This window comes from Ensifer sp. EB106-05-01-XG146 (assembly GCF_058791875.1).
In genome coordinates this window covers 1,425,203-1,449,421 of record NZ_JBYTDX010000001.1, presented here as the reverse complement: position 1 = coordinate 1,449,421, position 24,219 = coordinate 1,425,203, and the positions used below count along the sequence as shown (strand labels likewise).

Below are 24,219 nucleotides of genomic sequence, written 5' to 3'. Positions count from 1 at the left end.
GGGTTTGCGCCGGAGTGGCGCGAATTGGTCAGAAGTAGCTAGGCCTCAAGCTCCGGGAACTTCGCCGCGATTGCCGCGGTACGTGCCTTGGTATCACCGCCGAAATCGCCCTTGGTCGTCTGTTGCTGATGGCCGCCGTCGTTACCCTTGGCGTTGTCGCCCTTGGCCGGGGCCACGAAGGACTTGCCCTCGTCGCCGGCCGCCCAGCGCTTGACCGCTTCGGCGATGCCCATGGGGCCGAGGCCGATGTCCATCGAAGCGTCTTCAGTGTCCATGGCGACGCGAGGCTCCAGGAGCGCGCGTGCTGCCTTGACGAACGACGGGTTGGTGATGCCCGAGGCGGAGAGAGCGTCGGTCAGTTCGGCGTTGATCTTCGCCTTCTTACCCTTCGTGACCTCGCCCTCGTACTTGCCCTTCCAGTCGTCGCGCTCGCCTTCAAGGGTCTTGCGCAGTTCGACCAGCTGGCGCTGGTGCGCGGCGTCGTCGGTCTTGCCGTCTTTCAGCTTCTTCCACGTTTCCGCGTCGAAATCGTCGGGCGCTGCCTTCTTCTTCGCGTCGGCGAGCTCGCCCTTGACGGTGGCAAGATCGGTCTTCGTGCGGTCATAGGCGTTGGCAAGAGGAAGAACGTCGCGATGGCCGCGGACGCTATCGGCGTCGGTATCGAGATGGAACTTGCCATCCGAATGCTCGACATAAAGGGCCTTCAGGGCCTCGTCGACGTTGTCGAGCGAGTCCAGAACGAGTTTCAGGGCCATTGGCCTTATCTCCTGTGGGTGGTGGTTGTGGCCGGGTTCCGGCCTGAACTAGACGAGGGCAGCGCGCCGCTCGTCTTCGGTGCCTTCAGGTTCGATGAGGGCGTACTCTTCGTCCGCGTCCCGCTCTGTCGAGAAGATCCCGCCCGCCTGGCCGCGTTCGTAGAAGGTCTCCCAGGACATGCCGCCCTGGGTGTAGACAGTGAACAGCTGCGCGAAGTCTGCCGCCGACATGGTGCTGTCGAGCAGGTCCTTGGGCGGCGTGACGACGATGTCGCTGTCATCGAGCCCCTTCATGCGCGCCGCTGCCTTCAAGCCGCGCTCAAGCAGAGCGGCCGAGACCTGCGATATGCTCTGAAGATTGGCCGTCTCGCTGGCGAACCGGAGCCGCCTCGCCTCGCCGCTCTCCTGCGTGGACTTCTCCTGCTCGAACATGCGAGCGCCGGCCATCACGGCTGCTTCGACCTGCTTCTCGATCGCGGCTTCATGCGCCTCGATGCCGGAGCACGTTGGCGACACGTATTTAAGGTCCGGGGTGACGGTATCGTTACCCATCATCTGGTGCACGACGCCGGCGCCGACGGTCTTCGGTGCCTCACCGTTGATCGCGACCAAGGTCTCCTGTCCGGACATGAAAAGCTGCCAGCGCCAGTCAGCGGACAACTGGTAGGCGTTGATGATAGCGTTCGCGATCCCGATCAGGGGCGGCGTCTCAACGGCCGGAACGACATCGCGAGCATTTCCGACATAGAACGGCACGAAATCGAGCCGCTGGCCGCCGAGCGCGACAGGTTGGGTGACCGTGATCGTGTCGAGGCTCTCGCCCTCATAGACCGTCGAGACATAAAGGCCGTCCACAAGTTCAAGAACGCGGAACTTCGGGTTGTCCTTCCATTCGAAGCCGGAGCGCTTCTTACCGGTCTCGTCCAGGACGAAGAAATCCCGGTCCCAATTGATGATGCTGTCGCCGGCGTATCCGGCAAGGAAAGGCTCGCCGCCGTCCACCGGCGCAGTCGTCAGCACGCCATAGCGACCGAGCCACAGCAGATATCGGGTAATCCGACGATGGAAGGCCTCAAGGCTCATGCCCTCGCCATCCGCATTCTCCCAGATCGACGACAGGCCGTCGGGGATGGTGATCTGCGTTTCCTTGGCGTGGATGATGCCGATCATAGCAGCGACCGACGGCGCTAGCAGCTCGGGCACGATCGCGCGCAGCTTGTAGGCCTTTTCGTACGCCTCGACCCCGCCATCGGGCATCGACTTGAAGCCGGAAGGCATAGGCAGGTAGCGAACGCCCTCGCGTTTCACCGCGCGTTGGCCCTGCATCGTGTTCCGCATAAGGCACCAATCGGCGATCCGATCCGGGGTGATGTCAGGGTGCGTTGTCTTCACATCTTGCATCAGAAAAGCCCCTGGACCGCTGTTGTGGTGCTGCTTGGCTGACGCTTCGTCGTCAGTTCGGTGAACGCGCGAGAGGCCGCGTCGATCTGGTCTTTCCATTTCCCGGTCGGGAAGCTCTCTGCCTCAGTCAAAAACGCCTCATTCCATCCTCCCTGAAGGAGGAAGACATTCCCCGCCTCGGCTTGTGCCGCGAGCGGAAGAGCGCGGGTTTCCTTGTCACCAGTCTCCGGGCTGGCGTGGTAGTCGTGCCCGACGAGGACGTGACGCAGCATGTGCTGCGCCTGTGCCTTGCCCGCTTGTCCTGGGTCCTGCGGGATAGAGCCGCGCACCTGGCCGTGCTCTGCCCTGTCTTGGTCTGCGGTATTGCGGAGAAGCTTCTCGACCGCCATCGGTCCGACTTGCTCGCGCACCATGTTGGCGATGATGAACCGCCCATCCGGCGCCAGCGCCATCAGGCAGCCAGCCGTCGCCGCTGCCTCCTCATCTTCCGTCGCCGCCAAGTCCCAACCACGCACGAAACGACAGCCGGTGGGGAGCGCCTTTACCGTTCCGAACCATGACCGCTTGAAGAGGCCACCGCCACGCGGGACGGGGCGCTGCTGCAACTGGCCGGCAGATGCGTAACTGCCTAGTGTCCGCTCGAGCAGATCAACCTGCTCTTTCGGGAAACGCTCGGGGAACAGCAATTCCCCCGCCTTCGTTCGCGGGTCCGCGAAGTATGGCGTAACGCACCGCCGATCAGGCTCAAACCTCATCGGAAGCATGAGGTGGATGTACGGTAGCCCCTTCGTCAGGATCAGCCCGGACGTATCCCGCTCATGCAGCCGCTGCATGATGACGACGATCGCCGATTCGTCGTTGTTGACGCGCGTTGGCAGCGCTTCAAGGAACGTGCGCTCCGCGGCGAGCAATTCGGCATCACTATTCGCATCGTCAGCCGACAGCGGGTCGTCGAGGATCACTCGATCGCCGCGAGAGCCGGTCATGCTCTGGAAGGCCATCGCCTCGCGAAAGCCTGTCCGATCGTTCTCGAACTTCGTCTTGGCGTTCTGGTCGGTGGTCAGGGCGATCGGCCAACGATCCTGATACCATTCCGACTGGATGAGCCGACGGCATTTCAGGTTGTCGCGGATCGCCAGATCCTGCTTATGCGCCGTCGAGAGGAAGCGCTTTTCAGGCTGACCGAGTGGGCCCCACTCCCACGCCGGCCAAATGACGCCGGTCAAGAGCGACTTCATAGTGCCAGGAGGCACGTTCATGAGGAGGAGCTTGACCTCCCCTCGGCTGACTGCTTCCAAGTGGGCGCAGATCGCGTCCAGCGCCCACCCCCACTTCAGCGGGGTTGCTGGCTCAAGGATATGCCACGCCCGTCTGGCGAACTCGGCGAGTGACCGCGCGCAGGACCGTCGCTCAATCTCCCTTTCGATTTCTGTCAGCGGCGGCAGCGAGAGTTCGATACGCTTCAAGCTCTTCGTCCGTCATTGTGGCAAGATCGAAGGATGCCGGCTTCGGGCTCATGCTCCCATCGCTTGAGGTGTGATCCTGCTTATCGATCACGAAGCCCATGAGCTTTGCGAGATCCATCAGCGCCGCGCGCTTGTCGTGCATCTTAATCTTCACGCCGTTCTGCGTAAGCGAGACCTCTGACACTGCGGCGGCAGCCTCATCGCTGATCTGGTCGCTGGGAATGAGTTCGACCGGGTAAATGCCAAGGCCGTTCGGGCTAGCGTTCTCAGATTCGGTATCGACTGGGCTCCTGCCCCATCGGACGGAGTCACGGATATCGAGGAAGGCGATCTTTGCTAGTTCGGCGGCGACCCGCTCTTTCGTGATGGCGAGTTTCTCGATTACGCGGTCGTTGGCCTTACGGTCATTCTCTTCGGACAGCCTGAGGATTTCAGCGACCCGATTTGAAATGCTTTCCTTCTGCTTTAATACAGAGGCATTCCCTCGGTTCGGTTTGAAGCCTGCAAGTTGGTAGGCCTCGTCAGCTGTCTTGCCTTTAGCGAATTCTTGCGCGAATTTCTCGTGCCGCGCGTTCTGTAGGACGGGCATGTAAAATCCTTCGGAGGGTCACTGACCTACGTCTTTGATAGCGAGGAGACCGCGCTGATGGCTTACGACGACTTGCGTACCACGCTGGTCGCGGGGTTGCTGATTGCCCTGACAGCAGTTGTCTCTCCCTCGCCATCCTTCGCAACTCAGTGCGACCAAGAAACCGTCGAAATCGCTACGACCCCGGTCATCGAACAATCGCCAGCCCGCCTCGCCGCGGCGCGGCTGATGGCGACGATTGAGGCGCGCCCCGACGTCCTCATCATTGGTGACTCAATCGCCAGGCAGTGGGAGAAGGCTCAGGCCCGCGATTTCGACGGTATGTCAGTGGTCAACATGGGTTTGGGCGGGGAAACGACCCAGGAACTCAGATGGCGACTTAGTCAACTGACGCCGAAGGTGAAGCCCAGCCGCGTTGTTCTTGTAGTCGGCACGAACAATCTGCGCGAAAAAACGATGTCCGCCTGCGGCATCGCCGCTGGGATATCGAGTGTTACGGAAGACATCAAGGCGCTGTGGCCGGAGGCGAGGCTATTCGTAGTGCCCGTCCTTCCACGGGGCGAAGGGTTTGGCTTCCGCGCAAGCGATCGGCTGGTAATCAACCGCACAATCTCTGAAACCATCAAAGGGGCCACCGTGGTGAACGTAGACGAGGCCGCCTTCACCTGCAGCTGGTCACTTGAACGCTGCGTCAATTACCGGCCAGATAACCTACACCTTAATCCCGATGGTTATTTTGTTCTTCGGGCTGGTCTAAGCCGCTATGGCTTTTGATGTCGTCGAACATCGACGACGGCGGTTGCGGTCGCATCAAATCACCCTTGCTATAGACCAGCTGATCGCCCAACCTGAGCCTTCGGCGACAGGGGAACTATATGAACGACGACGAACTGCTGCTTGCTCAAATCGAAGCTCACGCTGGCTACGCGGAACAGGCTAAACCGCGAGAGGTAGATTTGCCGGCGATAGCTGCAGTGCTGTCTCATCTTTTCCAACACCGTTCCGAGAAGGAAATACTCGAGCAATTGAGGACGGTATTCCGGGCGCGAGGTCTATTGTGGCGTGAGTAAGGTGGGCATGTTCCAACCTCTACCCTCTCCTGAGGGCACAAGTTGAGACATCGGGGAAACGTCGACGGATGCCGAAAGCAGCGAAACGGAGACTGGATAGACTCCTAGAGATGGGGGAGCGCATTCTCGACGGAGGATGGATCCACAAAATGCTGATTGCGATGGGCGCAGCTTCTATGGGCCCCGCCGCTCTCTATAGCGTCATCAATGCGCTTGTTACCGGCGAAATCAGCAGTCGCGGGGTCGTCGCCAGCGAAGACCCCGTCGCATTCTACAGCCTGGTGCTCACCTGTGGCGTGGGCGCTACCCTTGGTACGGCCGTGGCTGTTTTTTTGCTGATCGTGGCGCTGAAAGGGCGAGCGTCACGAACCGGCTCGTCAGGGCCAAAACAACAGGACTGATGAGGCGATAAAGACGAGCGAAAGCAACGCAAATCCTACTCGGTTTTCTCGTCCGATACCTCTCTACCCTGACGGGATCACGACTACCAGCCGAGGGAATCAACTCATGACTCAGGCCAGTTTCAGAAACGCTCCGGTCGCAGCCCTGATCTACGAATTTCTATACGACGCCTACAGAATGATAGGGGTCGATCGGTCACATCTAAGCTGGCTTTCGGACGAGAAAGCGACGCCTCTCGGGGTGTTTGATCACGGATTCACGAGCAAGTGGGAATGGAGCGCCAGCATACTCAAGGAAGTCGGAGCAATAATCCCCATTGAGCCGCCTGATCTCCCTGCACTTCGGGGCGATGCACAGCGTCGGACCGTTTCGACCCCATTCTATACCCCAGCCATGACGTTAGAGGCTTGTCACGCGACCGACTTTTCGAGTTTCGAGGCCTTCGATAACTACTGCTACGCGATGTTTACTCTCGACCAGCATGTGGCGGATGATGATCATCTCAGCTTTACATCTCCTCGGTTCTTAGACGCCGTCGCTGCCAGGGACGATATTTTTGAAGTCGACGCGTTCTGCCGCGTGACTTACAGCAGAGATCGTTTCAACGAAAAGGTGATGACGCGCTGGGACGAAATGCAAGTCCGTGAGTTTAAGGCCACCTAACAAGTGCTCAGGGGCCGTGGGCGGCTTACGGCCTGTCTCCCCGATACGGGCTGGCGAGCTATCGGGCTGCTCTACTCCGACTTGTGAATTACGGGTGAAACTTGATCGCGCTCGCGACTCATGGTCCTTCATCGTTTCTTCGCCGACCCAACGAGAGAAAGGAGACGTGAATGGAAGCATGGGACGAAAAGACCGACGAGGAAGTCTTCGAAAACCCGCATGAGCAGATAGGATCTCAAGCATCCTACTGGCGGGACATTCAGATAAAGCGTCGCCTTTTCATTATGCAGAAGCTGGCTTCTGAAAGCCAAATAGCGGCGGCTGAATCTCAAATTCGGGCCGCAGACGCCACTGTGAAAACTGCCTACTGGACGAAGATATCGGCAATCGCCGTCGGCGTTACCGTGGTCGTCGCCGGCATCGGTGTAGTGCTTCAGGCCTTCGCCGACCATTGATGTGACGCATCCGCCCCTCGTTGCGCGCGCAGGGCGTTTTGAGCCTCTGCCGGAGTAAGTGACGAAGATGAAGGCGCCCCCTCCGCGTGGACTGCGGTCAGTGACGACGAAAACCCCGCCGCCGGGCGACAAACCGGGGCGGGCTCCATATGACTTCTTTCATCTCTTGCTATGTTCACCACAAGCGCGCATGGTGGATCTTCCAGTAGCCATCGATACGGGCGCTGCTGTTTGAGGGCTTGCTACCCTGGCCCCAAACGAGAGGAGGACAATGTGTCTTCCGCCTTCACTCTTCTTCAAAATCGATATCTCATTGCTACGACAGCGTCGCAAATCGCTGTGGCTACAAGCATAGTTATGATCGTCTACGTCCTTGCGGATGGCTGGCTTTGGTAGGCGTAAGCCTGGTCGGCCGAAAGACAGTCGCGAGGCCTCAAAGGGCAATCTAACGGCCGCTGCCGACCGCCCCCAAGCACGCAAGTGGCGCGGCGCTCGACGCTCCTACCTAAAAATCGGGCTGGACCCGCTCTTACGAAAGAATGACACGATGTCTGCCATGATCTGCAATGCGGACTTTAATCCGGCGAGCAATCGCATCCTCAACCAAATGCTTCACAAGGCCGGGTATGTCACGAGCCGAATGAAGCCCCTCGTCGGCCCTTTGGCAGAACAATCCCGCTCGGTGCTACTGCGCTTCATGGCGGGCGTTCTTGACCGCAACGAGAAGAACAACCCATCTGGTCCGGTTGCTGGAGCGGGATACGGCCGGCCTTAATTTGCCGCGCTACCTTCCGGGTAGCCGCTGGGCCGTGGAGGGGGATCGGCCACCACCCCTTCTCAGCGTAGCAGCTTGATTGGCCTTCTCCGCGTCGCCGTTACTCACCACGTTAGTTCGTGGTGACCACCAGTTGGCCTTAGCCTCAAAATGAAGGCGATCACCCTCCGCATAGACGGGCGGCTGGCTTGCCCGTTCATCTCCGATTTTGGTTGCCGTGATACAATTCGCGAGTCGGATGCATCCAAGAGGAGTGAAGCATGAGCCGAAATACCGTCCTCGGAATAATTCTCGCCGTGGTGGTCATCATCCTGGTGGTCCTTCTAATGCCAAAGAAGGAAGCGCCTACGGAAACTGCGACGCCGCCAGCAACGACGACCGAACCAACGACATCTCAACCGTCAACAAGCACCCCATCGACAACTGAGCCGGCTACTAGCCAGCCATCAACAACGGCCCCGTCGACGACAGCTCCGTCCACTACTGAGCCGTCAACAACGACCCCGTCGACGCAGCCTTCTACGACGCAACCGTCGACGACAGCGCCTGCTCAATAGATCTTTTAAGTCACGCGACCACCCAGCGCATAGACTGCGGTCGTTGGGTGGTCGCGCTTGCCAAACTTAACCGCGACTTAGCGTCCTCGTGATAGTGGTTTTGCGTCAACCAAAGTTACGTGATCATGAGCGACACAGGACAGTCGACGGAAGTAGAACGGTTCCCCCGTCTAAGAAAGATAACAGCGGCGATCGGCCTCGCGGCATTTGGCCCTGCGACTCTCTACGGTGTGCTTGAAGCAACGATAGCTGGTGAAATCCGCAACAAATGGGGTGGGGTAATAGCGTCTGCCAAGGACGATGTCTTCGAATTCTACTTGCTCATACTTATCGGCGGCGGCGCCGCCCTGTTTATCACCGTACTGGGCGCCTTGTTTCTGTTCCTGCTTTACAAAGGGAGATCGCGCCGCGTCTAATCTGTTGCCGGATTCATCCGCCTCTCCGGCGGGAGGCAAAGGTCGCCATTGGCGTGGCGCTAAATCTCAGAATTTCGGCAATATTCGTCAAAGGCGGGAGGCGGTGACGTCCTCCCTAAGGCCCGGCGAGTGTTCCCTCTAATCGAGGTCCGCGATCAGAACAGCCTGCAAATCACCAATGATTGCAGCGACATTAAGCGACTTTGTCGATCAGTTCAAGCGGAAGATCGACGTGGACGAGGCCACCGAGCATCTCCACCACAGCTTTCACCGTGTTACGGCCGGTGACATCGAGGACGGTGGCCAGCATGCCGCCGACCAGGCGGTGTTCGGGCGCAATCCGGACGGTGACATCTTTTGGGAATTCTTCCTGGAGCTCCTTGCGGGTGCGCTTTTTGCGGGCGTCGCGCTCGCGCTGCAGAGAGGCGCCAGCGATAGCCTCAGCGTCCCGGATACTCTCGACGTCGAAATTGGAGATCCGGGTCGGATAGCCAGCCACACCGAGGATCGAGGTGACCCCGTCGACGCGCGAGAGCCGGTAGAAATCCGCCGTCGGCAGGTACACGAACGAGTAGCCGACGATCATAGCGAAGCGGCGTTCGATCAGTTCCTTGGTCCGGTGGTGTTTGATGTCCTTCCGGAACGACGGCATGTAGATCTCGATGTCGGCGTCACGGAGGTTCCGCTCGATAATGAACTCGCCTTTGCGTTCCTCCGGCGCGCCGATCCGCGGCGTCGCCGGCCGCTGGGTTCCGGGGCGGGTCTTGATTGCGTACCAGCTCATAGTGCCGCTTCCTTTTCTGCTCTGATGCGATGTTGGCTTTCGAGGGACTGCCTGTTCTTGCGCCCGATCCACTTCTCGGCTTCCCGGTCCCCTTCGGCGGCTTCGACGCGGCGAACGGAGTGCAGGATCGATGTGTGGTCGCGGTTCAGGATCGCGCCGATCTGCGGATATGAGAGTTCCCGCTGGCGAAGCTCCCATGCGATCCGGTTGCGAAGCCCGGTCAGGTCGCGCCTACGCGATCTTCCGATCACGATGTCCCAAGACACGCGCGCCTCGAAAGTGATCAGCTTCGCCTGTTCCGTCGGGGTCAAATAATCCTTCTGCTGCAGCTGGTAGACCCGGAAGGCGAAGACGTGATCGTTCGCGTCCTGACGCGGCTTGAGCTTTCGAGGCTTGCCGCCGAGGTTCCGCGGCTTCGTCTCCCGTTCCGCGAGGAGTTCCGGCCGAACCAGTGTCAGCGAAGGAACCTTCTTCACGGTCGGGCTGATGCCGAACAGCCTAGCGCGGATCTCGATCGCGTTTGCGTGCTGGCGATACAGTTCAGGGGTCCGCTTAGGCTGCATGGCTGACCTCCTCGTCGCTCTTCACCGCGGCGACTTCGTTCTCGACCAGGCTCCGATAGGCCATCGGCTCGGCGCGGTTGTCCTTAGCGTCGGGAAGCGCGAGCATCTTCTCGAGCTCGGCTGCGCGCTCCGGCGAAAGGGTTCCGCATTCGGGCGCTGCCATGCGCTTCGAGGATTCGACCCGCGACAGGTCGACGAAACGAGCAACTGCCTCCGGCGCCCATACCTCGTCGATCGCCCAGAGGAGGACCGAACCGGCGGGAAGCCCCCTGCTCTTCGTAAGGCTGCCGAACATCTGCTGATTGATGCCATCGGCAACCTTGACGTAGCCGTGGCCGGCCAGTTCCCTCGCCCGCTCCTGATGGGTGACGCGAAGGTCCTTGAGGCCGAAGCGCGTCAAGGTCGGTGACCCGAACTCGGCGTTGTCGCGGGCGGCCTTGATCATCTCCGAGGCGCGCATCCGCTCTTCGCGGAGGCTCCGGCATTCGGCGTTCGCCATAGCCGCCATTTCGGACGGGATCGGCAAGAAGGAGCGGTTCGGCAGGTCGTACTCGCCGCGCTTCAGGCGGACGAAGACGGTGCGCAGGCCATGGAGCGGAACGCCCTTGAGCGCAACGCGGTATTCCTCGATCGGGTCTTCGGCCTGGATCGATGCGGGGATCATCATGCCGGCGTCCATCAGCGAGGCGACGCACTTGCCGACTTCGTCGACGCCGCACGGCGAAAGCTTCTCAGTGAGAGCGGAAATCTCCTGCTCCAAGGTCGACAGTCTGGCCGGCAAATTGGTCATCTGGTTCACCGTAGAGGTCTCGTTTCAGTTTCTGATGGATGTCGTGTTGGCGCTGCATGTGAGGGCTCATGGGCCGTGGCGGCGCCTGGGATTGCTGCGACGGTCGGTCGTCGTATTTGCCTTCGAGGATCGAGACGAAGCTCTTCGGCTGGCAGAGAAAATCCAGGTCGGCGCGCCAGCCTCGATCGTTCTCGCCACGGCAGAACCGGCTGCGGCCGATGCGCTCGATGGCGTCGAGGACGACCGGCAAGCCGTGTTCCTCGATCCGCAGCAGCAGCGAACGGCGGCGGCTGGCGGTGACTGCCTTTGGCACCGAAAGACCCGAACGTTTCGCCATCGCCGAGAAAGCGCTGACGACCTGATCGATTTCGGCGGGGGAAGAGCCCCCTTTAGGGGGCGAAGGGGGTATGGATTGAAGGGGTTTAGGAGAAGGGGGTGTGGGGGAAGAACCTTCCGGGGAAGAAAGGGCGTCACCACCGTCTGAAATGTCTTGATCGTCTGAATTAAGACGCTGCTTAGACGCTTTAAGACGCTCATAGTGACGCCTATTGCGGGCCTGGCGGGCAGAGAGCACCGGCTCAACCGGCTTCGCTTCTGCTTCGAAGGCCTCGGCAGCAACAAGGGCTTGCTCGATCGTCAGACCGGCTTCGAGCATACGGCGGATTGCAGCGGAAACGCTCATCGCGGAAGCGCCTCCATGATAATCAGCTTGCGCGCCTTCGTGACCCCGAAGAAGTGCCAACCGGCCTTGCGGAAACAGTAGCCCCAAACGGGATTGCCGCGGACGATCTTGGCGGGAACCGCAAAGGTGTCGATGTAGGTGTAAAGACGCTCGCCCGGCCAACGCTCCCACGCGATAGCCATAGCCGCTTTCAGCAGGTCGCTGGCGCGCTCTGCACTCTCATTGCGGAAGATGGCGCAGTTGACACCCGTTTGACCGTCAGCACTCTTGAACTTACGCCAGACGCATAGGGCTCGGGCGTCGGCCGTCAGCAATACTATCTTAGCGCCTGGCCCAGCAAAGAGCTTTGGCTTGCGTCCGTCGGCATAGATGTATCGGCTGTAGTGCCGGTTAAAGAGGGAGCGCGCGGTGTCGTTGCCGTCTTTAACTTCCATCCAGCCGTCACCGATAAGGAAAGGCTGCTCGCTCATGTCGCCATCCCCTCTTCGCATACCTCGACAATGACTACGCACTCGGCCGGGAGCTCGCTGTCCCAGCACATGGTCAGCCGCTCGCAGAGATTGTCGTTCTTGATGACGCCGTAGTGCTGAAGGCAGTCGAGGATTGCCTTTGACCGGTTGTCGAGGTCCTGGCGCATGTTCTGCCGGCGCAGCGCGACGTAGAGCGCGAACGGCTTGTCGATCGGCGCCGACGGCGCCTTGATGAAGTACCTTGCGTCAGTGCGCCATTTCTTATAGGTCGGCGCCAGCCGGCGCTTCGCGCCCCAGCCATCGTATAGGTCCCAGCCTGAAGGCGGGTATGGGAGATAGAGCTTGATCATGCGGCGACCGCATCCTGGAACAAACCCAGCGCGCCATCAGTTGCCCTCCTAAACAGGAGTCCATGATGATGCCTACCGAACCGATCCCGAGACCACCCGACCCAGATTTCCCGCCCGGAATGCCGCCAGACGTTCCAGTGCCACCGATCGAGGAACCGGAGCCCGACATCCTTCCGGACGAAGTTCCCAACCCGAACCCCGATGAGAATGACCGGCCGCCGAAGCATATTAACCGCTAGGACCGTCATGCTGCCGCTCCTTCCTGATTTCGCCGCTCAAGCGCTTTCAGATACGCGGCCTTGATCTCCTCGAACCGGGCGATGTCGTATTCCTTGGTGGAGATCTCGTTTTCGGGGCGTGGCTTCTTCGAGCCGTGGCCGTGGTCGTCCAGCCAGGTCATTGCACTGGCCATGCGGCGATCGAGCCAAGCGATCATTTCGGCGGGGTCTGTCACGCTGCCTCCAAATGAAACTGCTCATGAGCGTAGCCGCCCCACTGGTCGGCCATCGCACTCGCCATCCCGGGGAAGAACCGGCTGCGTTCCTTGCCTCGGTCGGCCCCGGGCGACATCCTCCAGACCCGGTTCCACGCTTTCCACTCGGCGCTGTCCTTCTCCGGCTCGCGAAGGCGATCGGTTTCCTGAAGCGAAGGAAGATTGCGGAGGTACCAGCCCGTGCCCTTGTATTCGGGATGTCCGAACCAGAACGGCTGGACGATCTGTGGCCGCGGGAGATCCTTCGGCATTCTGGCCTTGGCGAGGTCGTGCATTTCCGGGTTCTCGATAGCCACGCGATCGATCGGCGCGCGCCAGCACGACACGAAGAGGTCCACGCCGTCTTCAAACTCCGCCTTCATGCTTTCCCATGTCCGGCCTTTCGGCAGCTTCTTCGGCGGGGTCATGTTGCCGGGGCCGGAGAGCCAACGGCGTCCAGAGCGGCAAAGCCGGGTGCATGGAGGATGAGCGACGATGAGCAGGTCCCAGCCGTCAGCGAGATAGTCGCGGACATCGCCGCGGATGTGCCGGTTGTGGCCGTTCTCCGCCGGCAGGAGATCGCAAGACCAAGCATCGTGACCGAGATCAAGGAAGGCATTGCGGACCGTGCCGGTGAACTCGCACCCCACAAGGACGCGGAGCGACCGGGTGGCGCTGGTCTTCGGTAAGATGAGCGGCAGAGATCGCTGCATCACTGATCCTCGTCCTTCAGTTCCGGTGCTAGGTACTCGGCCCAATCGAGCCTACGGCCGGCGATCCGCTGCCACCGACGAGCGAGCCGGAGCCGCGTTGACGCGGGCAAGCTTCGCATCCAGCGCAGCCAGACGGGCACGCAGTTCTCTTTGTTCACGCTTGCTCTCCTCGATTGCTGCTGCCCGCAGCGCATCCATTTCTTCGGCGTCAATCCGCCGTGCGGTGCCCTCCCAGATCGAGCGCGCCCGTCGCTGGGTGAACTCCTTCTGGACAAAGCGATTGATGAATTTGCTGGCTTCGAAAAAGACGTTGTCCAGCTTGCCGTAACGGCCGAGGGGGAAAGCCCCTCTCAGTAAGTCTCGTGCCTCTAAAACGTCCGCGCTCATGTCGCCGCCTTCATTGAGAATTTTTTCCTTGGGGCGAGACCCCAAGCCCTTGTTGTCGGTTCCCAACACCTTGTCGTTCTCCTGTGCGATCTCTTCTCGTGTTGATGGAGAAGACTGATGCGCACAGGCATTACTTCCGATGGAGAGGACGGCGCCGCGCCAACGGCCGCCGGTCCCTCCCAGGTCATTCAGTTCCGCAAGACCGCCGCCGCACTCGATGGTCTTGCCGCCGGTGACGATCCCCTGTCGTCACCGGCCATTCCTTTGGGATCTGCTGTTCGAGCCGTGGTCATGCGCCTGGCGAACAAGAGGATCCGAATTCGGGTTGAGAGCCCCAGCCGGGAGGAGGAGGACTGGGGCTCTCGTTGATCGCGAGGGAGGAGGAGAACCGCGATCAATCCTTGAAGACCGGACGGCGGTGATCGGACAGGATCACCGTCGCGATTTCGTCGTCGGTCATGGCGTGGAAATTCTTCTGAGCCGTCTCCCGTCGGAACTGCGCTTCGCAGAACCCGGCCACACCAGCGAGAAGCGGAAAGGCGGAAGCCAATGTCGCGGCGAACAAGATCTGAATGGCAATCATGCTGCTCTCCTTCTGGAATTGACGCGGGGTGGCCGGCGCTCGACGTCGAGCATCACGGCTCGGTCAAACTGCTCGTCGGGAAGCGGGACGCCTGTCGCGATTTCGACCGCGTAGACCTCTGCCCTGCTCGTCTCGATGTCGTGCTGATGCTCGACGGCGTGGAGGTTCATGCGAACTCCTCCTGCTCTCGCATCGCCTTGGTGCACGAATGACAGTGCTTGGAGCCAGAGCCGCCGCATGTCTCACCCGGATTCCGGCAATGCGGCCTCAACGGGGATGGCGGCTTGGCGGTGAGAGAGTTTGCCCATTCAGCCACCGGGCCAGTGGGTTCAAGGTTGACGGGGCCTCCTTTGAGACCTGCGGGCAATCCGCTGCTCTCTACATTGTCGCCTCCTTCGTTGGCGCCGACGCCAGTTGCCGCCGCCTTGCGGTCGGTCTCGCGCTGGTCGCTGTGGGCTTCGGCTTCGCCTTGAGAGGCCGAAGCAATGGGGGTGGCGGGATGGATCGCAATCTCGTCCTGCATCCCGCCGGAGGCATCAGCTTCTGGCGCCTCCTCGTCCGATCTGTTTTCAATCTCGGGCCGATCCAACTCGGGGCGAGAAATAGCAGCATCGGTGTTCTGTTCTTCCGCCTCTCCCTGCTCGATCAGGACATCAATGGCAGCGGTCAGGGCGGCGCGACCGGCTTCGGTCTGCATGCCGTCGACGACCTGCTTGACGAGGCGCGGGTTTACGTCGTCGAGAACTTCGCCAGTGACCGGGTCAAATTTCTCAATGTTTTCTCGTACGCGGGCGGGCGCAGGCGCATGACCCTCGTAAGCTGCGAGATAGATGTCGAAGATGGCGCCCTGCTCGGCGACGGTCTCAGAACCCTTCTTCGCGACCTTGCGCAGATGAGCGACGACGTTGCCCATGGCGGTCTTATCGAAGCCCATGCCTTTGGCTTCCGCGTAGATGTCGCGGATGTCGTCACCGATGACGTCCTGCTCTTCCTTGAGGCGCAGGATACGGTCGATGAAAGCTTTGATCTGACCTTCGGCGCTCATTGGACCGGCTCCGCGACAGGCAGGAAATGCTCTGCCGTGATCGGCAGACCAGCTTCCTTCGCGTGGGCAATGAGCTTGAGCGCGTGCGGTGTCGGGATCATTCCCCCGGTACCGCCTTTCGACTTGGGTTGCGTCCACCGATACACGCGGGTCCTGCTGGCGCCGGTGATCTGCTGGACAGCATCCGGGCCACCAAACCGATCGATGATCGTTGCAGCCGGCTCTAGTGTAGGGGTGGGTGCGTTCGTTTCCATGCGGAAACTATGCGATAATCGCACACACTCCGTCAAGAGATTTATGCGATCTTCGCACACGACCGCACATTTTCACTGTGCGAAAATGCCATATGCTTGAAGATCCTTATAAAAAGTGGGTTATCGAAAACCTCGAAAAACCCGGCATGTCTCAAACTGGGCTAGCAAAGGTGCTCGGCGTGCACCCGTCGGCGGTGAATAAGATCGTCAGTGGGAAGCGTGGATTGAAGTCTCATGAGGTTGCGCTCGCGGCCACATACTTCGGCGAGGCCGCCCCCAGTACAGAGCTAACGCCCTATAACGGACCGCTATCTCTTATCCCCATCATAGGAACGGTTGAGGCTGGCGCATTTCGTGAGGTCGACGACTTCGACCAGTCCGAGCCGCGCACGCTGACACTGCCGCGCGACGATCGGTTTCCAAACGCCCGACAGATCGGCTTTGACGTCTCCGGCGATTCGATGAATGACCTGAAGCCGCGGCCGATTTTGGCTGGCGACTGCGCGGTATGCGTTGCCTATGAGGATATCGCGAGCCAGGTCGTGCTGCGCGATGGCATGGTAGTGGTGGTCGAGCGCACCCGCGATTCTGGGCACTTCCGTGAATGGTCAGTGAAGCAGATTGAGATCTACGCTGACCGGACGGAATTCCATCCCCGTTCCACCAATCCGAAGCACAAGCCGATCGTCGTGCACCGGAACTTTGAGGCTGACGACGGAGTAAAGGTCGAGGTGATCGCCCTGGTACGCCGCATCGTCAACGAAATGCCGGGGTTTTAGGCGGCGCAGTGCCGCCTGCCTCTCAAATCAAATTCCCTGCAAGCTTGGTGGATATCTGACACGAGCCAGCGCTTTGGCTCGTCACACAGACGGCTTTTCCCGTCATCCCCGACGAAGCCCATCATAGGCACGACACAGAAATCGCCCTCATCTCCAACCGGCGCAAACTGCGCGATCCGGAAGGTATAGCCGGGGAACCGGTTCTCCAGATAGTGCTTCATCCGTTCCTTCGCGGCCTCGACGAGATGGCGTTCCGCATACGGCGGAACGACGACAAACTCGGTGACTTCTCTCTCGATCATCGCAGACCTCCACTGATACCGAAGATTTGGCCGGCAAGCCCTTCACAGCTGCCGCAGCGATAGCGAACGCCATCGAGATAGGCGCTCTCCATCAGTTCATCCGTATCCAGCGGCGCATCGTCGACGACCGGAACCTCGATGCACTTCACGCTCTCCCGGTAGCAATTCACGCATCGGATATGGAGCGTGAACGCGACGTTCGACTTGGCAACCGCTAGACCCATTTTTGTTCTCCTTCTGTTCTCATCGAAGCAGAACGAATGAACCGAGTCGAGTCGAATTCTTCGGGCTGTTAATTCAAGCCGACAGCACAAATCGTGCTTTTTTCGCACAATCAATATTGACGGCAACTGTGCGATTATCGCATACTCCTTTCATCAGCAAGGCGCCGACGAGAGGACGAAGCAAATGGCGATGGTCACCCGATACAGCATCCAAGACGAGGTTGGCCGGTTCCTGACGATCGACGGCTTCTTCTCCTACGACGACGCCGATGCAGTCGAGTTCAGGGACGAAGACGAGGCCTACGAAGAGTTGGCCACGAACCCCGAATGCCGTGGCTGCACGGTCGAGACCTACCAGCGCCTCTCCGATTTCCCCGATTTCACCGCAACGCCCTCGATCGAGAAGGAGGCCGCGTAATGTCCTTCAAGCCCCGCCGCGTGAAGCTGCACGAACTGTACCGAGAGGTCGAAGCCCTTGGCGGCGCCTCGCACACGTCCGAGGACGAAGTCTACAACCGCGCCGTCGACGATGTTCTGTCGATCCTGCGCGCCTCCGGCTTCGGTGACGGTTTCTACATCGACCAGCGCGAATACGAGAACCGCGTCCGTCGCGAGTTCGCTCCTTCCGTAGGAGCGACGCTGTGAGCACGAAGATCAACGACGGCGGGTTGGCCTTCCCAGGAACCCGATGGCAACAGGTTGGCACCGTAGCTGACCACGGGTTTTCCGACGATGACACCCCAACATTTGATCACGTTACCCATCCGGGCATGAGCCTTCGCGACTGGTTCGCCGGTCAGGCGATGACGGGTTTGTACGCAGGAAGAGGCGGCCAAGCTATTCAGGAACGGCATTTTGGGGAGGACGCCCGTCTCGCTTACGCGGCTGCCGACGCCATGCTCGCCGCACGAGAGGCAGGTGAGCAGTGACCCGCCCCGTCCAATACGCCTGCGACCCGGCAGCCCGATATTGCGAATGCGGCCACTGTGCGCTCCCGCCGACCCGCAACATCGACCTGGACGACGAGCTCGCCGAGTTCAACCGCGCCACCTACGGCGCCGCCACCTTCATCATTCTCCTCGCAGCCCTCCTCGCCTTCATGGCGATCGGCTTCGCAAACACCGAGGAGATCCACCGCAAAATCGTAGCCGAGAGGACCGTCTAATGACCGCTCCCGCAATCGAACACAGCATGCGCAGGCAGACCGAGGCGGCAAAGGCCCTCCTCGTCGATCTCCGCAACCAGGGCGCCGATGACGACGCCGAGCTCGTCGCCGACACCATCGAGGGCGAAACAAACCTCATGGAGGCGATCGAGGAGGCCATCGCCGAACTCGACGAGTGCGACGTCCTCGTGACCGGGCTCAAGAGCAAGGAAGCCGAGTTCGAAGCCCGCCGCAAATCGGTCGAGAAGCGCGCCGAGCGCATCCGCGCCCTGATCGAACAGGCGATGCTGGCAACCGACCAGATGTCGATGAAGCTGCCGACGGCAACCCTGTCGCTTTCGAAGCGCGCGCCCGGCCTGATCGTCACCGACGAAGCCGACATCCCGTCCAAGTACTGGGTTGAGCAGCCCCTCCCGGCTCCCAAGCTCGACAAGAAAGCCCTCACCGCCGACCTGCGCAAGGAGAACGCCGCCCCTATCCCCGGCGCCACCCTCGACAACGGTTCGTTCTCTCTCACGGTCCGGAGGAAGTGACCATGAATGCGATCACCAAGTACGACATGACGTCCAAGCAGGTCGCGCTGGTCAAGCAGACCATTGCGAAGGACTGCAACGACGACGAGTTCAATTTGTACATGGAAGTGGCGCGAGGCAAAGGTCTTGACCCTTTCCTCGGGCAGATCATCCCGATGGTCTTTTCAAAGGGGAATGCTGCCAAGCGCAAGATGACCATCATCATTAGCCGCGACGGCCAGCGCGTCATTGCGCAGCGCTGCGGCGACTACCGCCCCGCCAGTAAGCCACCGATCTATGAATTCGACAAGGACCTGAAAGGCCCGCTCAATCCGCAGGGCATCGTTTCCGCCACGGTCTATCTGTGGAAGCAGGACCCGAAATCGAGCGAATGGTACGAGGTCGCCGGCCAGTCATTCTGGGAAGAGTTCGCCCCGATCAAGGACGAGTGGGCCAACAACGAGCAGACCGGCAAGGGCTACAAGACGGGCAAGCAGACGCTCGACGATAGCGGCAACTGGGCACGCATGCCGCGACTGATGATCGCGAAGTGCGCCGAGATGCAAGCCCTGCGCGCCGGCTGGCCGGAACAGTTCACTGGCCTCTATGACGAAGCCGAGATGGACCGCGCCAAGGTTCTCGACCTCACCGCCTCCGAAGTCGTCGAGAAAGAGCGCGAGGACCACCGCATGCGCGTGATCGGCGCCGACAACTCGATCACCGTCACCTGGGGCGACAACTGGGCACTGGAAAATGTGCCCGTCGGGAAATTCGCCGACGAGGTTATGCGGTTCTTGCAAGAATCGCCGCCGGAAACCGTTGCCAAATGGCAGGACGTGAACCGGGAGCCGCTGAAACGCTTCTGGGCTCTGCAGCCGGGCGACGCCCTCGCGCTCAAGAAGGAAATTGAGGCAGCGATCGCCCGCAGACCTTCGCGGCCGGCGAACGACGGGCTTCGCAATCATCCGATGATGGCGGGCTAAGCCATGCAGCCGCTTATGTTCCGCTGGACCGGTGAAGAGTTGGTGCCCGTGAACAGCCGCTGGCAATCGCTGGCGGATCGGCACCTTGTAGTCGGCGAGGAGTATTACCTCGCCGAGCACAACGACCGCAGCCTCAACAGCCACAGACACTATTTCGCCTCTGTCGCCGAGGCCTGGCGGAACCTGCCGGAGCATTTCTCCGGCCTGCCTTTCGCCGAATCCGCGGAACATCTGCGCGCCTATGCACTGATCCGCACCGGCTATTGCGACGCGCACACGATCGTCTGCTCGAGCAAGGCCGAGGCGTCCCGCATGGCGGCGTTCATCCGCCCGATCGATGGCTTTTCCATCGTCGACGTCAAAGAGGCGACCGTCACCCGGTACGTGGCGAAAAGCCAGTCCATGAAGGCGATGGACAAGCAGGAATTCCAACAGAGCACGGTGGCCGTTCTCGACTTCCTCGACGACCTGATCGGCGTTGAGCGCGGCACCACGCACCGAAACGCAGGGAGCGCAGCATGAGCAACGAAGCACGGCTATTGCCCGGAAGTCTGTCGGAAGTGGACGCGCTGACGTGCGATGATCCGATCACCGCCCTGATCGCCCGCCTGTCGGTTTCCACCGTTCATGAGAGTTTGGTCAATTTCGTAAACTCGGAAATCCAGCGGCCGGGCGCGAACGTCGATCACATGCTCATCGGCATTGCCGCCTACGTGATGCAGATGCACGCGAGCTTCGCCGCGACCTTCGTCGACGCTGACCGCGCCGACGATGTCGTTGCTCAGTTTCAGGCGGTCTTCGACCGGACGTACCGCGAGCACTTCGTCGACAGCGCGAAGGAGCTGGCAGCATGACCAGCAACCCGACCGTCAACCGCTATCTCAAAGACAAGGCGTTCGATCACATCGACCATGCGCTTGGCCGCCCGGTCGACCCGATGGGCGAGACCTATCGCAACCATTTTGCGACCGGCGTGGATAGTCCTGAGGCCAAAGCTTTCGGCGCGTCTGGGAATTGGGAGCTTGATGGGCTTGTGCGTGGCATGGCCTACTTCTCGGTCACCGACGTCGGCCGCAAGGCGCTCGCCGAACACCTCAAGCAGATCGGCGACAAGCACCGCCTCTATGACGTGACCTATGAGGGGCAGACCCAAGCCGTGGTCGCGGTGTCTGCGGCGAAGGCGAAGTACAGCCTTTGGCTCGATATCTCGGATTGCTTCTGCGATTTGACCTTCGCGAAATTCACTCGCGCTGCATCGGTCCGCCTCACCCAGAAGGCGGTGACAGCATGACCGACACGCGAGAACTATTCGAAGCGGCTGTCGTCGCCCGCATGAAGGAAAGCGGATTTCTCGAAATCGAAATCCGCGTCGAGTGCTTGGTACGCTGCGGCGAAGGCTATCAGGATGAGGTCATCAATGCTGGCTGGCATTACTGGCAAGCCGCACGTCAGGCCGTCGCATCTCAACCACTCTTCGGCCCCTATGCCCATCTCAACGGCCATCGCGCTTTGCCTGAGGACAACTGGACCGTTGAAAATGATCCCATCGAGAACAACGAGGAGTATTTCTCCATTCCGTTGTTCGCCAAGTTCGATGTGACATTTCCTGTCACCCACGGCGCACCCGATGCAGAGGCCTACCGCGCCTACGCCAACGAGATCGCTGAATCGGCTGTGGCCTTCGGCCTTGAAGCCCAAGGCCACATTCCAACGATCGATGCCGCAATTGCTGAGGGCGCCGACTGGCAAGAGATCGGCCGGCGGATCAATTGGGACGGTGAAACGGCGAAAGACTACTACGAACGGCACCTCGCTCGTAAAGCCGGTGCAGCATGAGAGCCCTCCTCCGCCCCCTCCGCACCTGGTGGTTCCTAAGAAGCATCGACCGGGCCCTCGACCGGGCACACCCGGAGCTCAAGAAGCGCCGCGAGGCGATCAAGGTCGCCCAAGGCCAGCACCGGAAGACGAAACACCTTCAAGACGAACTGCAGCAGGAGATGACCCGGCTGCTGAAAGCGGGGCTGTGATGTCGCACCGTCAGCAACGCCTATCGGCTGCTCTTGGGAACCTCTTCGTCGAACCGGGTCTTTTCGCGTCCCGGGTCGTGGTCGAGGATCTCCTCTTCGGCGTCATCCGGCAAGGCTTCATCCGGCTCCATGTTCGCTTCGTCCCGGCTTGGAACGGGCGGCACGAGTCCCCCGTCGGCATGCCGTTCGCTGGCATCCGCTCCAGATCGGTCTGGCAACGGAATCGGCTCAAGATCCATCTCCGGCGGGCGTGGCCTTGCAATGGGCTCCGGCATCGTCTTGTTGGTTTCGGTCTCGTTGACCTTGGCGGCTTTCATGTTTCGGCTCCTTTCCAACTCGAAGACGAACTGGATGCCGTCGGTAAAGTTCCGTACGGGGAGGCATTCTGATGCGAAGCCTCCCCGAATGGATTGCCAAACACGACGACCAGAAGGTGCCCGACCGCGTGCGCCAGCGCGTCTTCGACCGTGAGGCCGGCATCTGCCACCTGACCGGCGAGAAGATCGACCCGGTGCGCGACGAGTGGGACCTCGACCACAAGGTCGCCTTGATCCTCGGCGGCGAACACCGCGAGACCAACCTATTCCCGGCCAAACGGGAACCTCACCGCCGGAAAACGGCGGTCGAGATGAAGGTCAAATCCAAGATCGCCCGCACCCGCAAGAAGCACCTGGGCATCGCTAAGCCGAAATCCAGCCTGTCCCACCCGCGGTTCAAGCGCTGCATGGACGGCACGGTCGTTGATCGCAGAACGGGAGAAGTCGTTCGATGAGCGCTCTTCCCTACTGGCCGGCAGCGATGGATCTGAAAACAGCTGCAGCCTACTGCGGCCTCTGCGCTGATACCTTCAAGAAGGTCTGTCCCGTCAAGCCGCTACAATTCACCCAATCGGCCCGAGGCGAGCGCTATTTGCGGTCGAGCATCGACGACTGGCTAGCCATGCTTGATCCAAACAAGCAGAATGCCGCGCCAAAACGGAAATTCGGGGAGCGGATCTATGGTGGTCACGGTGAAGCTGGAAGGGCTTAACATCGTCCAGGCGCGGGGGAAATGGTACGTCTACGTCCGCGACACGAAGGAAAAGCTAATCGGCGGCTTCGTCGGCACCAAGCAGGATCTGTACAAGCGGATGGAAATGCCGGACTTCATGGCGGCATACAATGCTCCGCGTCTGCGCAATCTGAAGCGCACCTATCCGGAAGGCACGCTTGGCGCTTTGATCGAATGGTACGAGAACGACTGTCCCAAGTACGCGGCGCTCGCCGAGTCCACGAAGGGGAACTACACCAAGGCGTTCCGGTATCTGAGGCCAGAGTTTGACTATATCCTGGCCGACATCACGCAAGCCGATCTCTATGATCTCCGAGACGAGTGTGCGAAGCAGAAGTGGCCACGTTTCGCCGATCAGATGATCTCGGCGCTCTCCTCCATGTTCTCACAAGCGGTCAAACGCCGAAAAATGCCGAACAATCCGGCGCTCGGCATGGATAAGTGCCACGAGGCCGATCCGAACGCGAACCGGGAGTGGCACGCGGCAGAGTGGCAATACGTTGCCGCCAACGCACCGAGGTATCTGCTCACGCCCATGATCATTGCTCGCTACGCCGGCTATCGAGGGCAGACGATCGTCAAGCTGCGATGGAATGACTACGGCGTTCATCCCGTCTATGGCTGGAAGTGCCTTCAGAAGGTGGCAAATAAGAACAAGGAACTGGTGATGGTGCCGGCCGTTGTCGAGCTGCAGGATCACCTAGACGCACTCGACAGAACAGCTCTGGAAATCTGCACGCGCCAGGACGGCACGCCATGGGAGTCGGAAGTGCAGATGCAGACGGCTGTCAGTCACTACCTGCGCGACCTGGAGGAGAAGGGTCATATCGGGGAAGGAACTACCTTGCACGGCCTTCGGACGACATATGCCGCCGACCTGAAAAGGTCAGGCGCTGAGACCGGAGACGTTGCCGCAGCATTGGGCGACAAGTCGGAGCGCATGGGCGCTCACTACACCCGCCACGTCGAGAACGAGGCCAAGGTTATCAGGGCATTCAAGGGGAAAACGAAGAAGTGACGGGAACGCCTCGCGAACGCATTTTGCAAAACGCGAAGGAAAACCTGCAAAACATTCCCTTGACGAAAGGGTCTAAGTATCTGATTTAGGCTGCATGCGGGCGTGGCGAAACTGGTAGACGCAAGAGACTTAAAATCTCTCGGCCTTGGCTGTGCGGGTTCGATCCCCGCCGCCCGCACCAGGCAATCGGTTTTCAAGGATCAACAGGATAGGCGCATCCGACGCTCTCAGGAGAGCGAGACGTTGCGCCGGCGAGACTGGCCGCTCAGTTGTTGTAGTAATAACAATCGCATTCCGCCTGGTAGGCGTCGTCGTGCCAGACGCGGACGGCGAGTTTCGTTGCGCATCCCTGGTTTTCCAGCCTGAGGCCGAGAAGCGAGACCGCTGCCGCCTTGGAATTGGGGGCGTCCACCTCGATTGCCGATCCGACCTGGTGGACACCCTGCCGCGGGGTCCAGGTGAAGATCTGAACGCTGTAGTGCATCGAATATCCTCCGTGGAGAGATGGTGTGCACGC

The 24,219-nt window shown here is 60.4% G+C and carries 44 protein-coding genes and 1 tRNA gene; 24 read left to right on the top strand and 21 right to left on the bottom strand.

What is annotated here, in order from left to right:
* Positions 1-38: 38 nt before the first annotated feature.
* The 4 genes from AC3WVQ_RS07135 to AC3WVQ_RS07120 are packed head-to-tail and all read right to left on the bottom strand — an operon-like array spanning position 39 to position 4,211.
* Entirely contained in the window at positions 39-755 is a 717-nt protein-coding gene (locus AC3WVQ_RS07135) for a hypothetical protein (protein WP_492382655.1), read from the bottom strand.
* A gap of 48 nt (positions 756-803) precedes the next feature.
* Complete coding sequence (locus AC3WVQ_RS07130) at positions 804-2,156, bottom strand: DUF4055 domain-containing protein (RefSeq protein ID WP_492382654.1); 1,353 nt, start codon at positions 2,154-2,156, stop codon at positions 804-806.
* Positions 2,156-3,622: a phage terminase large subunit gene (gene terL / locus AC3WVQ_RS07125; RefSeq protein ID WP_492382653.1), complete on the bottom strand. Its 1,467-nt coding sequence runs from the start codon at positions 3,620-3,622 to the stop codon at positions 2,156-2,158. The genes AC3WVQ_RS07130 and terL overlap by 1 nt, the downstream gene beginning before the upstream one ends.
* Positions 3,567-4,211 carry a terminase small subunit gene (locus AC3WVQ_RS07120; RefSeq protein WP_492382652.1) on the bottom strand — a complete coding sequence of 215 codons (645 nt, stop codon included), beginning with the start codon at positions 4,209-4,211 and terminating at the stop codon, positions 3,567-3,569. Before AC3WVQ_RS07120 ends, terL begins: the two co-directional genes overlap by 56 nt.
* 57 nt (positions 4,212-4,268) lie before the next feature.
* Between AC3WVQ_RS07120 and AC3WVQ_RS07115 the strand changes: the two genes are divergently transcribed.
* From AC3WVQ_RS07115 to AC3WVQ_RS07085, 7 genes are all read left to right on the top strand, one after another.
* The gene (locus AC3WVQ_RS07115) at positions 4,269-4,985 is read left to right on the top strand and encodes a GDSL-type esterase/lipase family protein (RefSeq protein WP_492382651.1); all 717 of its coding nucleotides are present in this window, start codon (positions 4,269-4,271) and stop codon (positions 4,983-4,985) included.
* Between the two features lie 101 nt (positions 4,986-5,086).
* Positions 5,087-5,281: a hypothetical protein gene (locus AC3WVQ_RS07110; RefSeq protein ID WP_156624189.1), complete on the top strand. Its 195-nt coding sequence runs from the start codon at positions 5,087-5,089 to the stop codon at positions 5,279-5,281.
* Positions 5,282-5,430: 149 nt separating this feature from the next.
* Positions 5,431-5,682 (top strand): hypothetical protein, encoded by a 252-nt coding sequence (locus tag AC3WVQ_RS07105; RefSeq protein ID WP_492382650.1) that lies wholly within the window; start codon positions 5,431-5,433, stop codon positions 5,680-5,682.
* Positions 5,683-5,788: 106 nt separating this feature from the next.
* Positions 5,789-6,346: a hypothetical protein gene (locus tag AC3WVQ_RS07100; protein WP_492382649.1), complete on the top strand. Its 558-nt coding sequence runs from the start codon at positions 5,789-5,791 to the stop codon at positions 6,344-6,346.
* Between the two features lie 170 nt (positions 6,347-6,516).
* A complete protein-coding gene (locus tag AC3WVQ_RS07095; protein WP_159415515.1) occupies positions 6,517-6,801 on the top strand; it encodes a hypothetical protein in 285 nt (94 codons plus the stop codon).
* 547 nt (positions 6,802-7,348) lie between these two features.
* Entirely contained in the window at positions 7,349-7,576 is a 228-nt protein-coding gene (locus tag AC3WVQ_RS07090; RefSeq protein ID WP_060530062.1) for a hypothetical protein, read from the top strand.
* 682 nt (positions 7,577-8,258) lie between these two features.
* Complete coding sequence (locus AC3WVQ_RS07085; RefSeq protein ID WP_492382648.1) at positions 8,259-8,549, top strand: hypothetical protein; 291 nt, start codon at positions 8,259-8,261, stop codon at positions 8,547-8,549.
* A gap of 193 nt (positions 8,550-8,742) precedes the next feature.
* On the opposite strand, the gene nusG is transcribed toward AC3WVQ_RS07085, so the two are convergent.
* From nusG to AC3WVQ_RS07040, 9 genes are all read right to left on the bottom strand, one after another.
* A complete protein-coding gene (gene nusG, locus AC3WVQ_RS07080) occupies positions 8,743-9,333 on the bottom strand; it encodes a transcription termination/antitermination protein NusG (RefSeq protein WP_492382647.1) in 591 nt (196 codons plus the stop codon).
* Positions 9,330-9,896, bottom strand: coding sequence for a helix-turn-helix domain-containing protein (locus tag AC3WVQ_RS07075; protein WP_492382646.1), 567 nt, complete (start codon positions 9,894-9,896; stop codon positions 9,330-9,332). The genes nusG and AC3WVQ_RS07075 overlap by 4 nt, the downstream gene beginning before the upstream one ends.
* The gene (locus AC3WVQ_RS07070; RefSeq protein ID WP_492382645.1) at positions 9,886-10,686 is read right to left on the bottom strand and encodes a hypothetical protein; all 801 of its coding nucleotides are present in this window, start codon (positions 10,684-10,686) and stop codon (positions 9,886-9,888) included. The genes AC3WVQ_RS07075 and AC3WVQ_RS07070 overlap by 11 nt, the downstream gene beginning before the upstream one ends.
* A complete protein-coding gene (locus AC3WVQ_RS07065) occupies positions 10,628-11,368 on the bottom strand; it encodes a DNA replication protein (RefSeq protein WP_492382644.1) in 741 nt (246 codons plus the stop codon). The genes AC3WVQ_RS07070 and AC3WVQ_RS07065 overlap by 59 nt, the downstream gene beginning before the upstream one ends.
* On the bottom strand, positions 11,365-11,838 hold the full coding sequence (locus AC3WVQ_RS07060; RefSeq protein ID WP_492382643.1) for a hypothetical protein: 474 nt from the start codon (positions 11,836-11,838) through the stop codon (positions 11,365-11,367). The genes AC3WVQ_RS07065 and AC3WVQ_RS07060 overlap by 4 nt, the downstream gene beginning before the upstream one ends.
* Positions 11,835-12,188 (bottom strand): RusA family crossover junction endodeoxyribonuclease, encoded by a 354-nt coding sequence (locus AC3WVQ_RS07055; RefSeq protein WP_492382642.1) that lies wholly within the window; start codon positions 12,186-12,188, stop codon positions 11,835-11,837. The genes AC3WVQ_RS07060 and AC3WVQ_RS07055 overlap by 4 nt, the downstream gene beginning before the upstream one ends.
* A gap of 244 nt (positions 12,189-12,432) precedes the next feature.
* Entirely contained in the window at positions 12,433-12,642 is a 210-nt protein-coding gene (locus AC3WVQ_RS07050) for a hypothetical protein (protein WP_492382641.1), read from the bottom strand.
* Positions 12,639-13,373, bottom strand: a complete 735-nt coding sequence (locus AC3WVQ_RS07045) for a hypothetical protein (RefSeq protein WP_492382640.1) — start codon at positions 13,371-13,373, stop codon at positions 12,639-12,641. The genes AC3WVQ_RS07050 and AC3WVQ_RS07045 overlap by 4 nt, the downstream gene beginning before the upstream one ends.
* 51 nt (positions 13,374-13,424) lie before the next feature.
* Positions 13,425-13,829: a hypothetical protein gene (locus tag AC3WVQ_RS07040; protein WP_192493450.1), complete on the bottom strand. Its 405-nt coding sequence runs from the start codon at positions 13,827-13,829 to the stop codon at positions 13,425-13,427.
* Positions 13,830-13,877: 48 nt separating this feature from the next.
* Here AC3WVQ_RS07040 and AC3WVQ_RS07035 point away from each other — a divergent pair, with 48 nt between their 5' ends.
* The gene (locus AC3WVQ_RS07035) at positions 13,878-14,129 is read left to right on the top strand and encodes a hypothetical protein (protein ID WP_492382639.1); all 252 of its coding nucleotides are present in this window, start codon (positions 13,878-13,880) and stop codon (positions 14,127-14,129) included.
* 25 nt (positions 14,130-14,154) lie between these two features.
* Here the strand turns inward: AC3WVQ_RS07035 and AC3WVQ_RS07030 are convergent, their stop codons facing one another.
* The 4 genes from AC3WVQ_RS07030 to AC3WVQ_RS07015 are packed head-to-tail and all read right to left on the bottom strand — an operon-like array spanning position 14,155 to position 15,642.
* Positions 14,155-14,343: a hypothetical protein gene (locus tag AC3WVQ_RS07030; protein WP_492382638.1), complete on the bottom strand. Its 189-nt coding sequence runs from the start codon at positions 14,341-14,343 to the stop codon at positions 14,155-14,157.
* Entirely contained in the window at positions 14,340-14,513 is a 174-nt protein-coding gene (locus AC3WVQ_RS07025; protein WP_492382637.1) for a hypothetical protein, read from the bottom strand. The genes AC3WVQ_RS07030 and AC3WVQ_RS07025 overlap by 4 nt, the downstream gene beginning before the upstream one ends.
* The gene (locus tag AC3WVQ_RS07020) at positions 14,510-15,388 is read right to left on the bottom strand and encodes a DUF2312 domain-containing protein (RefSeq protein WP_492382636.1); all 879 of its coding nucleotides are present in this window, start codon (positions 15,386-15,388) and stop codon (positions 14,510-14,512) included. The genes AC3WVQ_RS07025 and AC3WVQ_RS07020 overlap by 4 nt, the downstream gene beginning before the upstream one ends.
* Positions 15,385-15,642 (bottom strand): hypothetical protein, encoded by a 258-nt coding sequence (locus AC3WVQ_RS07015; protein WP_492382635.1) that lies wholly within the window; start codon positions 15,640-15,642, stop codon positions 15,385-15,387. Before AC3WVQ_RS07015 ends, AC3WVQ_RS07020 begins: the two co-directional genes overlap by 4 nt.
* A 92-nt stretch (positions 15,643-15,734) precedes the next feature.
* On the opposite strand from AC3WVQ_RS07015, the gene AC3WVQ_RS07010 reads away from it, so the two are divergent.
* Complete coding sequence (locus AC3WVQ_RS07010) at positions 15,735-16,421, top strand: LexA family protein (protein WP_492382634.1); 687 nt, start codon at positions 15,735-15,737, stop codon at positions 16,419-16,421.
* Here the strand turns inward: AC3WVQ_RS07010 and AC3WVQ_RS07005 are convergent.
* Together AC3WVQ_RS07005 and AC3WVQ_RS07000 are read right to left on the bottom strand one after the other, a co-directional pair.
* Positions 16,418-16,723, bottom strand: a complete 306-nt coding sequence (locus AC3WVQ_RS07005) for a hypothetical protein (RefSeq protein ID WP_492382633.1) — start codon at positions 16,721-16,723, stop codon at positions 16,418-16,420. The two genes, AC3WVQ_RS07010 and AC3WVQ_RS07005, sit on opposite strands and share 4 nt — an antisense overlap.
* Entirely contained in the window at positions 16,720-16,947 is a 228-nt protein-coding gene (locus AC3WVQ_RS07000; protein WP_492382632.1) for a hypothetical protein, read from the bottom strand. Before AC3WVQ_RS07000 ends, AC3WVQ_RS07005 begins: the two co-directional genes overlap by 4 nt.
* A gap of 184 nt (positions 16,948-17,131) precedes the next feature.
* Here AC3WVQ_RS07000 and AC3WVQ_RS06995 point away from each other — a divergent pair, with 184 nt between their 5' ends.
* Genes AC3WVQ_RS06995 through AC3WVQ_RS06945 form a run of 11 tightly spaced genes read left to right on the top strand, consistent with a single transcriptional unit; the run spans position 17,132 to position 21,634 of the window.
* The gene (locus tag AC3WVQ_RS06995) at positions 17,132-17,365 is read left to right on the top strand and encodes a hypothetical protein (protein ID WP_255380817.1); all 234 of its coding nucleotides are present in this window, start codon (positions 17,132-17,134) and stop codon (positions 17,363-17,365) included.
* Complete coding sequence (locus AC3WVQ_RS06990) at positions 17,365-17,592, top strand: hypothetical protein (RefSeq protein WP_492382631.1); 228 nt, start codon at positions 17,365-17,367, stop codon at positions 17,590-17,592. Before AC3WVQ_RS06995 ends, AC3WVQ_RS06990 begins: the two co-directional genes overlap by 1 nt.
* A complete protein-coding gene (locus AC3WVQ_RS06985) occupies positions 17,589-17,876 on the top strand; it encodes a hypothetical protein (protein ID WP_492382630.1) in 288 nt (95 codons plus the stop codon). The genes AC3WVQ_RS06990 and AC3WVQ_RS06985 overlap by 4 nt, the downstream gene beginning before the upstream one ends.
* Positions 17,873-18,112 (top strand): hypothetical protein, encoded by a 240-nt coding sequence (locus AC3WVQ_RS06980; RefSeq protein ID WP_492382629.1) that lies wholly within the window; start codon positions 17,873-17,875, stop codon positions 18,110-18,112. Before AC3WVQ_RS06985 ends, AC3WVQ_RS06980 begins: the two co-directional genes overlap by 4 nt.
* Positions 18,112-18,645, top strand: a complete 534-nt coding sequence (locus AC3WVQ_RS06975) for a siphovirus Gp157 family protein (RefSeq protein WP_492382628.1) — start codon at positions 18,112-18,114, stop codon at positions 18,643-18,645. The genes AC3WVQ_RS06980 and AC3WVQ_RS06975 overlap by 1 nt, the downstream gene beginning before the upstream one ends.
* Positions 18,646-18,647: 2 nt before the next feature.
* The gene (gene bet, locus AC3WVQ_RS06970; protein WP_492382627.1) at positions 18,648-19,607 is read left to right on the top strand and encodes a phage recombination protein Bet; all 960 of its coding nucleotides are present in this window, start codon (positions 18,648-18,650) and stop codon (positions 19,605-19,607) included.
* A gap of 3 nt (positions 19,608-19,610) precedes the next feature.
* Positions 19,611-20,129, top strand: a complete 519-nt coding sequence (locus AC3WVQ_RS06965; protein ID WP_492382626.1) for a hypothetical protein — start codon at positions 19,611-19,613, stop codon at positions 20,127-20,129.
* The gene (locus tag AC3WVQ_RS06960) at positions 20,126-20,461 is read left to right on the top strand and encodes a hypothetical protein (RefSeq protein ID WP_492382625.1); all 336 of its coding nucleotides are present in this window, start codon (positions 20,126-20,128) and stop codon (positions 20,459-20,461) included. The genes AC3WVQ_RS06965 and AC3WVQ_RS06960 overlap by 4 nt, the downstream gene beginning before the upstream one ends.
* Entirely contained in the window at positions 20,458-20,898 is a 441-nt protein-coding gene (locus tag AC3WVQ_RS06955) for a hypothetical protein (protein ID WP_492382624.1), read from the top strand. Before AC3WVQ_RS06960 ends, AC3WVQ_RS06955 begins: the two co-directional genes overlap by 4 nt.
* Positions 20,895-21,443, top strand: a complete 549-nt coding sequence (locus tag AC3WVQ_RS06950; RefSeq protein ID WP_492382623.1) for a hypothetical protein — start codon at positions 20,895-20,897, stop codon at positions 21,441-21,443. The genes AC3WVQ_RS06955 and AC3WVQ_RS06950 overlap by 4 nt, the downstream gene beginning before the upstream one ends.
* The gene (locus AC3WVQ_RS06945; protein ID WP_492382622.1) at positions 21,440-21,634 is read left to right on the top strand and encodes a hypothetical protein; all 195 of its coding nucleotides are present in this window, start codon (positions 21,440-21,442) and stop codon (positions 21,632-21,634) included. The genes AC3WVQ_RS06950 and AC3WVQ_RS06945 overlap by 4 nt, the downstream gene beginning before the upstream one ends.
* A 20-nt stretch (positions 21,635-21,654) precedes the next feature.
* Here the strand turns inward: AC3WVQ_RS06945 and AC3WVQ_RS06940 are convergent, their stop codons facing one another.
* Complete coding sequence (locus AC3WVQ_RS06940) at positions 21,655-21,951, bottom strand: hypothetical protein (protein ID WP_492382621.1); 297 nt, start codon at positions 21,949-21,951, stop codon at positions 21,655-21,657.
* A 71-nt stretch (positions 21,952-22,022) separates the two neighbouring features.
* On the opposite strand from AC3WVQ_RS06940, the gene AC3WVQ_RS06935 reads away from it, so the two are divergent.
* From AC3WVQ_RS06935 to AC3WVQ_RS06920, 4 genes are all read left to right on the top strand, one after another.
* Positions 22,023-22,406, top strand: coding sequence for an HNH endonuclease (locus AC3WVQ_RS06935; protein ID WP_492382620.1), 384 nt, complete (start codon positions 22,023-22,025; stop codon positions 22,404-22,406).
* Positions 22,403-22,663, top strand: coding sequence for a hypothetical protein (locus AC3WVQ_RS06930; protein ID WP_113080778.1), 261 nt, complete (start codon positions 22,403-22,405; stop codon positions 22,661-22,663). The genes AC3WVQ_RS06935 and AC3WVQ_RS06930 overlap by 4 nt, the downstream gene beginning before the upstream one ends.
* The gene (locus AC3WVQ_RS06925) at positions 22,632-23,702 is read left to right on the top strand and encodes a tyrosine-type recombinase/integrase (protein ID WP_492382619.1); all 1,071 of its coding nucleotides are present in this window, start codon (positions 22,632-22,634) and stop codon (positions 23,700-23,702) included. Before AC3WVQ_RS06930 ends, AC3WVQ_RS06925 begins: the two co-directional genes overlap by 32 nt.
* Before the next feature lie 96 nt (positions 23,703-23,798).
* Positions 23,799-23,883, top strand: a tRNA-Leu gene (locus AC3WVQ_RS06920).
* An 84-nt stretch (positions 23,884-23,967) separates the two neighbouring features.
* On the opposite strand, the gene AC3WVQ_RS06915 is transcribed toward AC3WVQ_RS06920, so the two are convergent.
* Complete coding sequence (locus AC3WVQ_RS06915; protein WP_034791089.1) at positions 23,968-24,186, bottom strand: hypothetical protein; 219 nt, start codon at positions 24,184-24,186, stop codon at positions 23,968-23,970.
* Positions 24,187-24,219 lie beyond the last annotated feature (33 nt).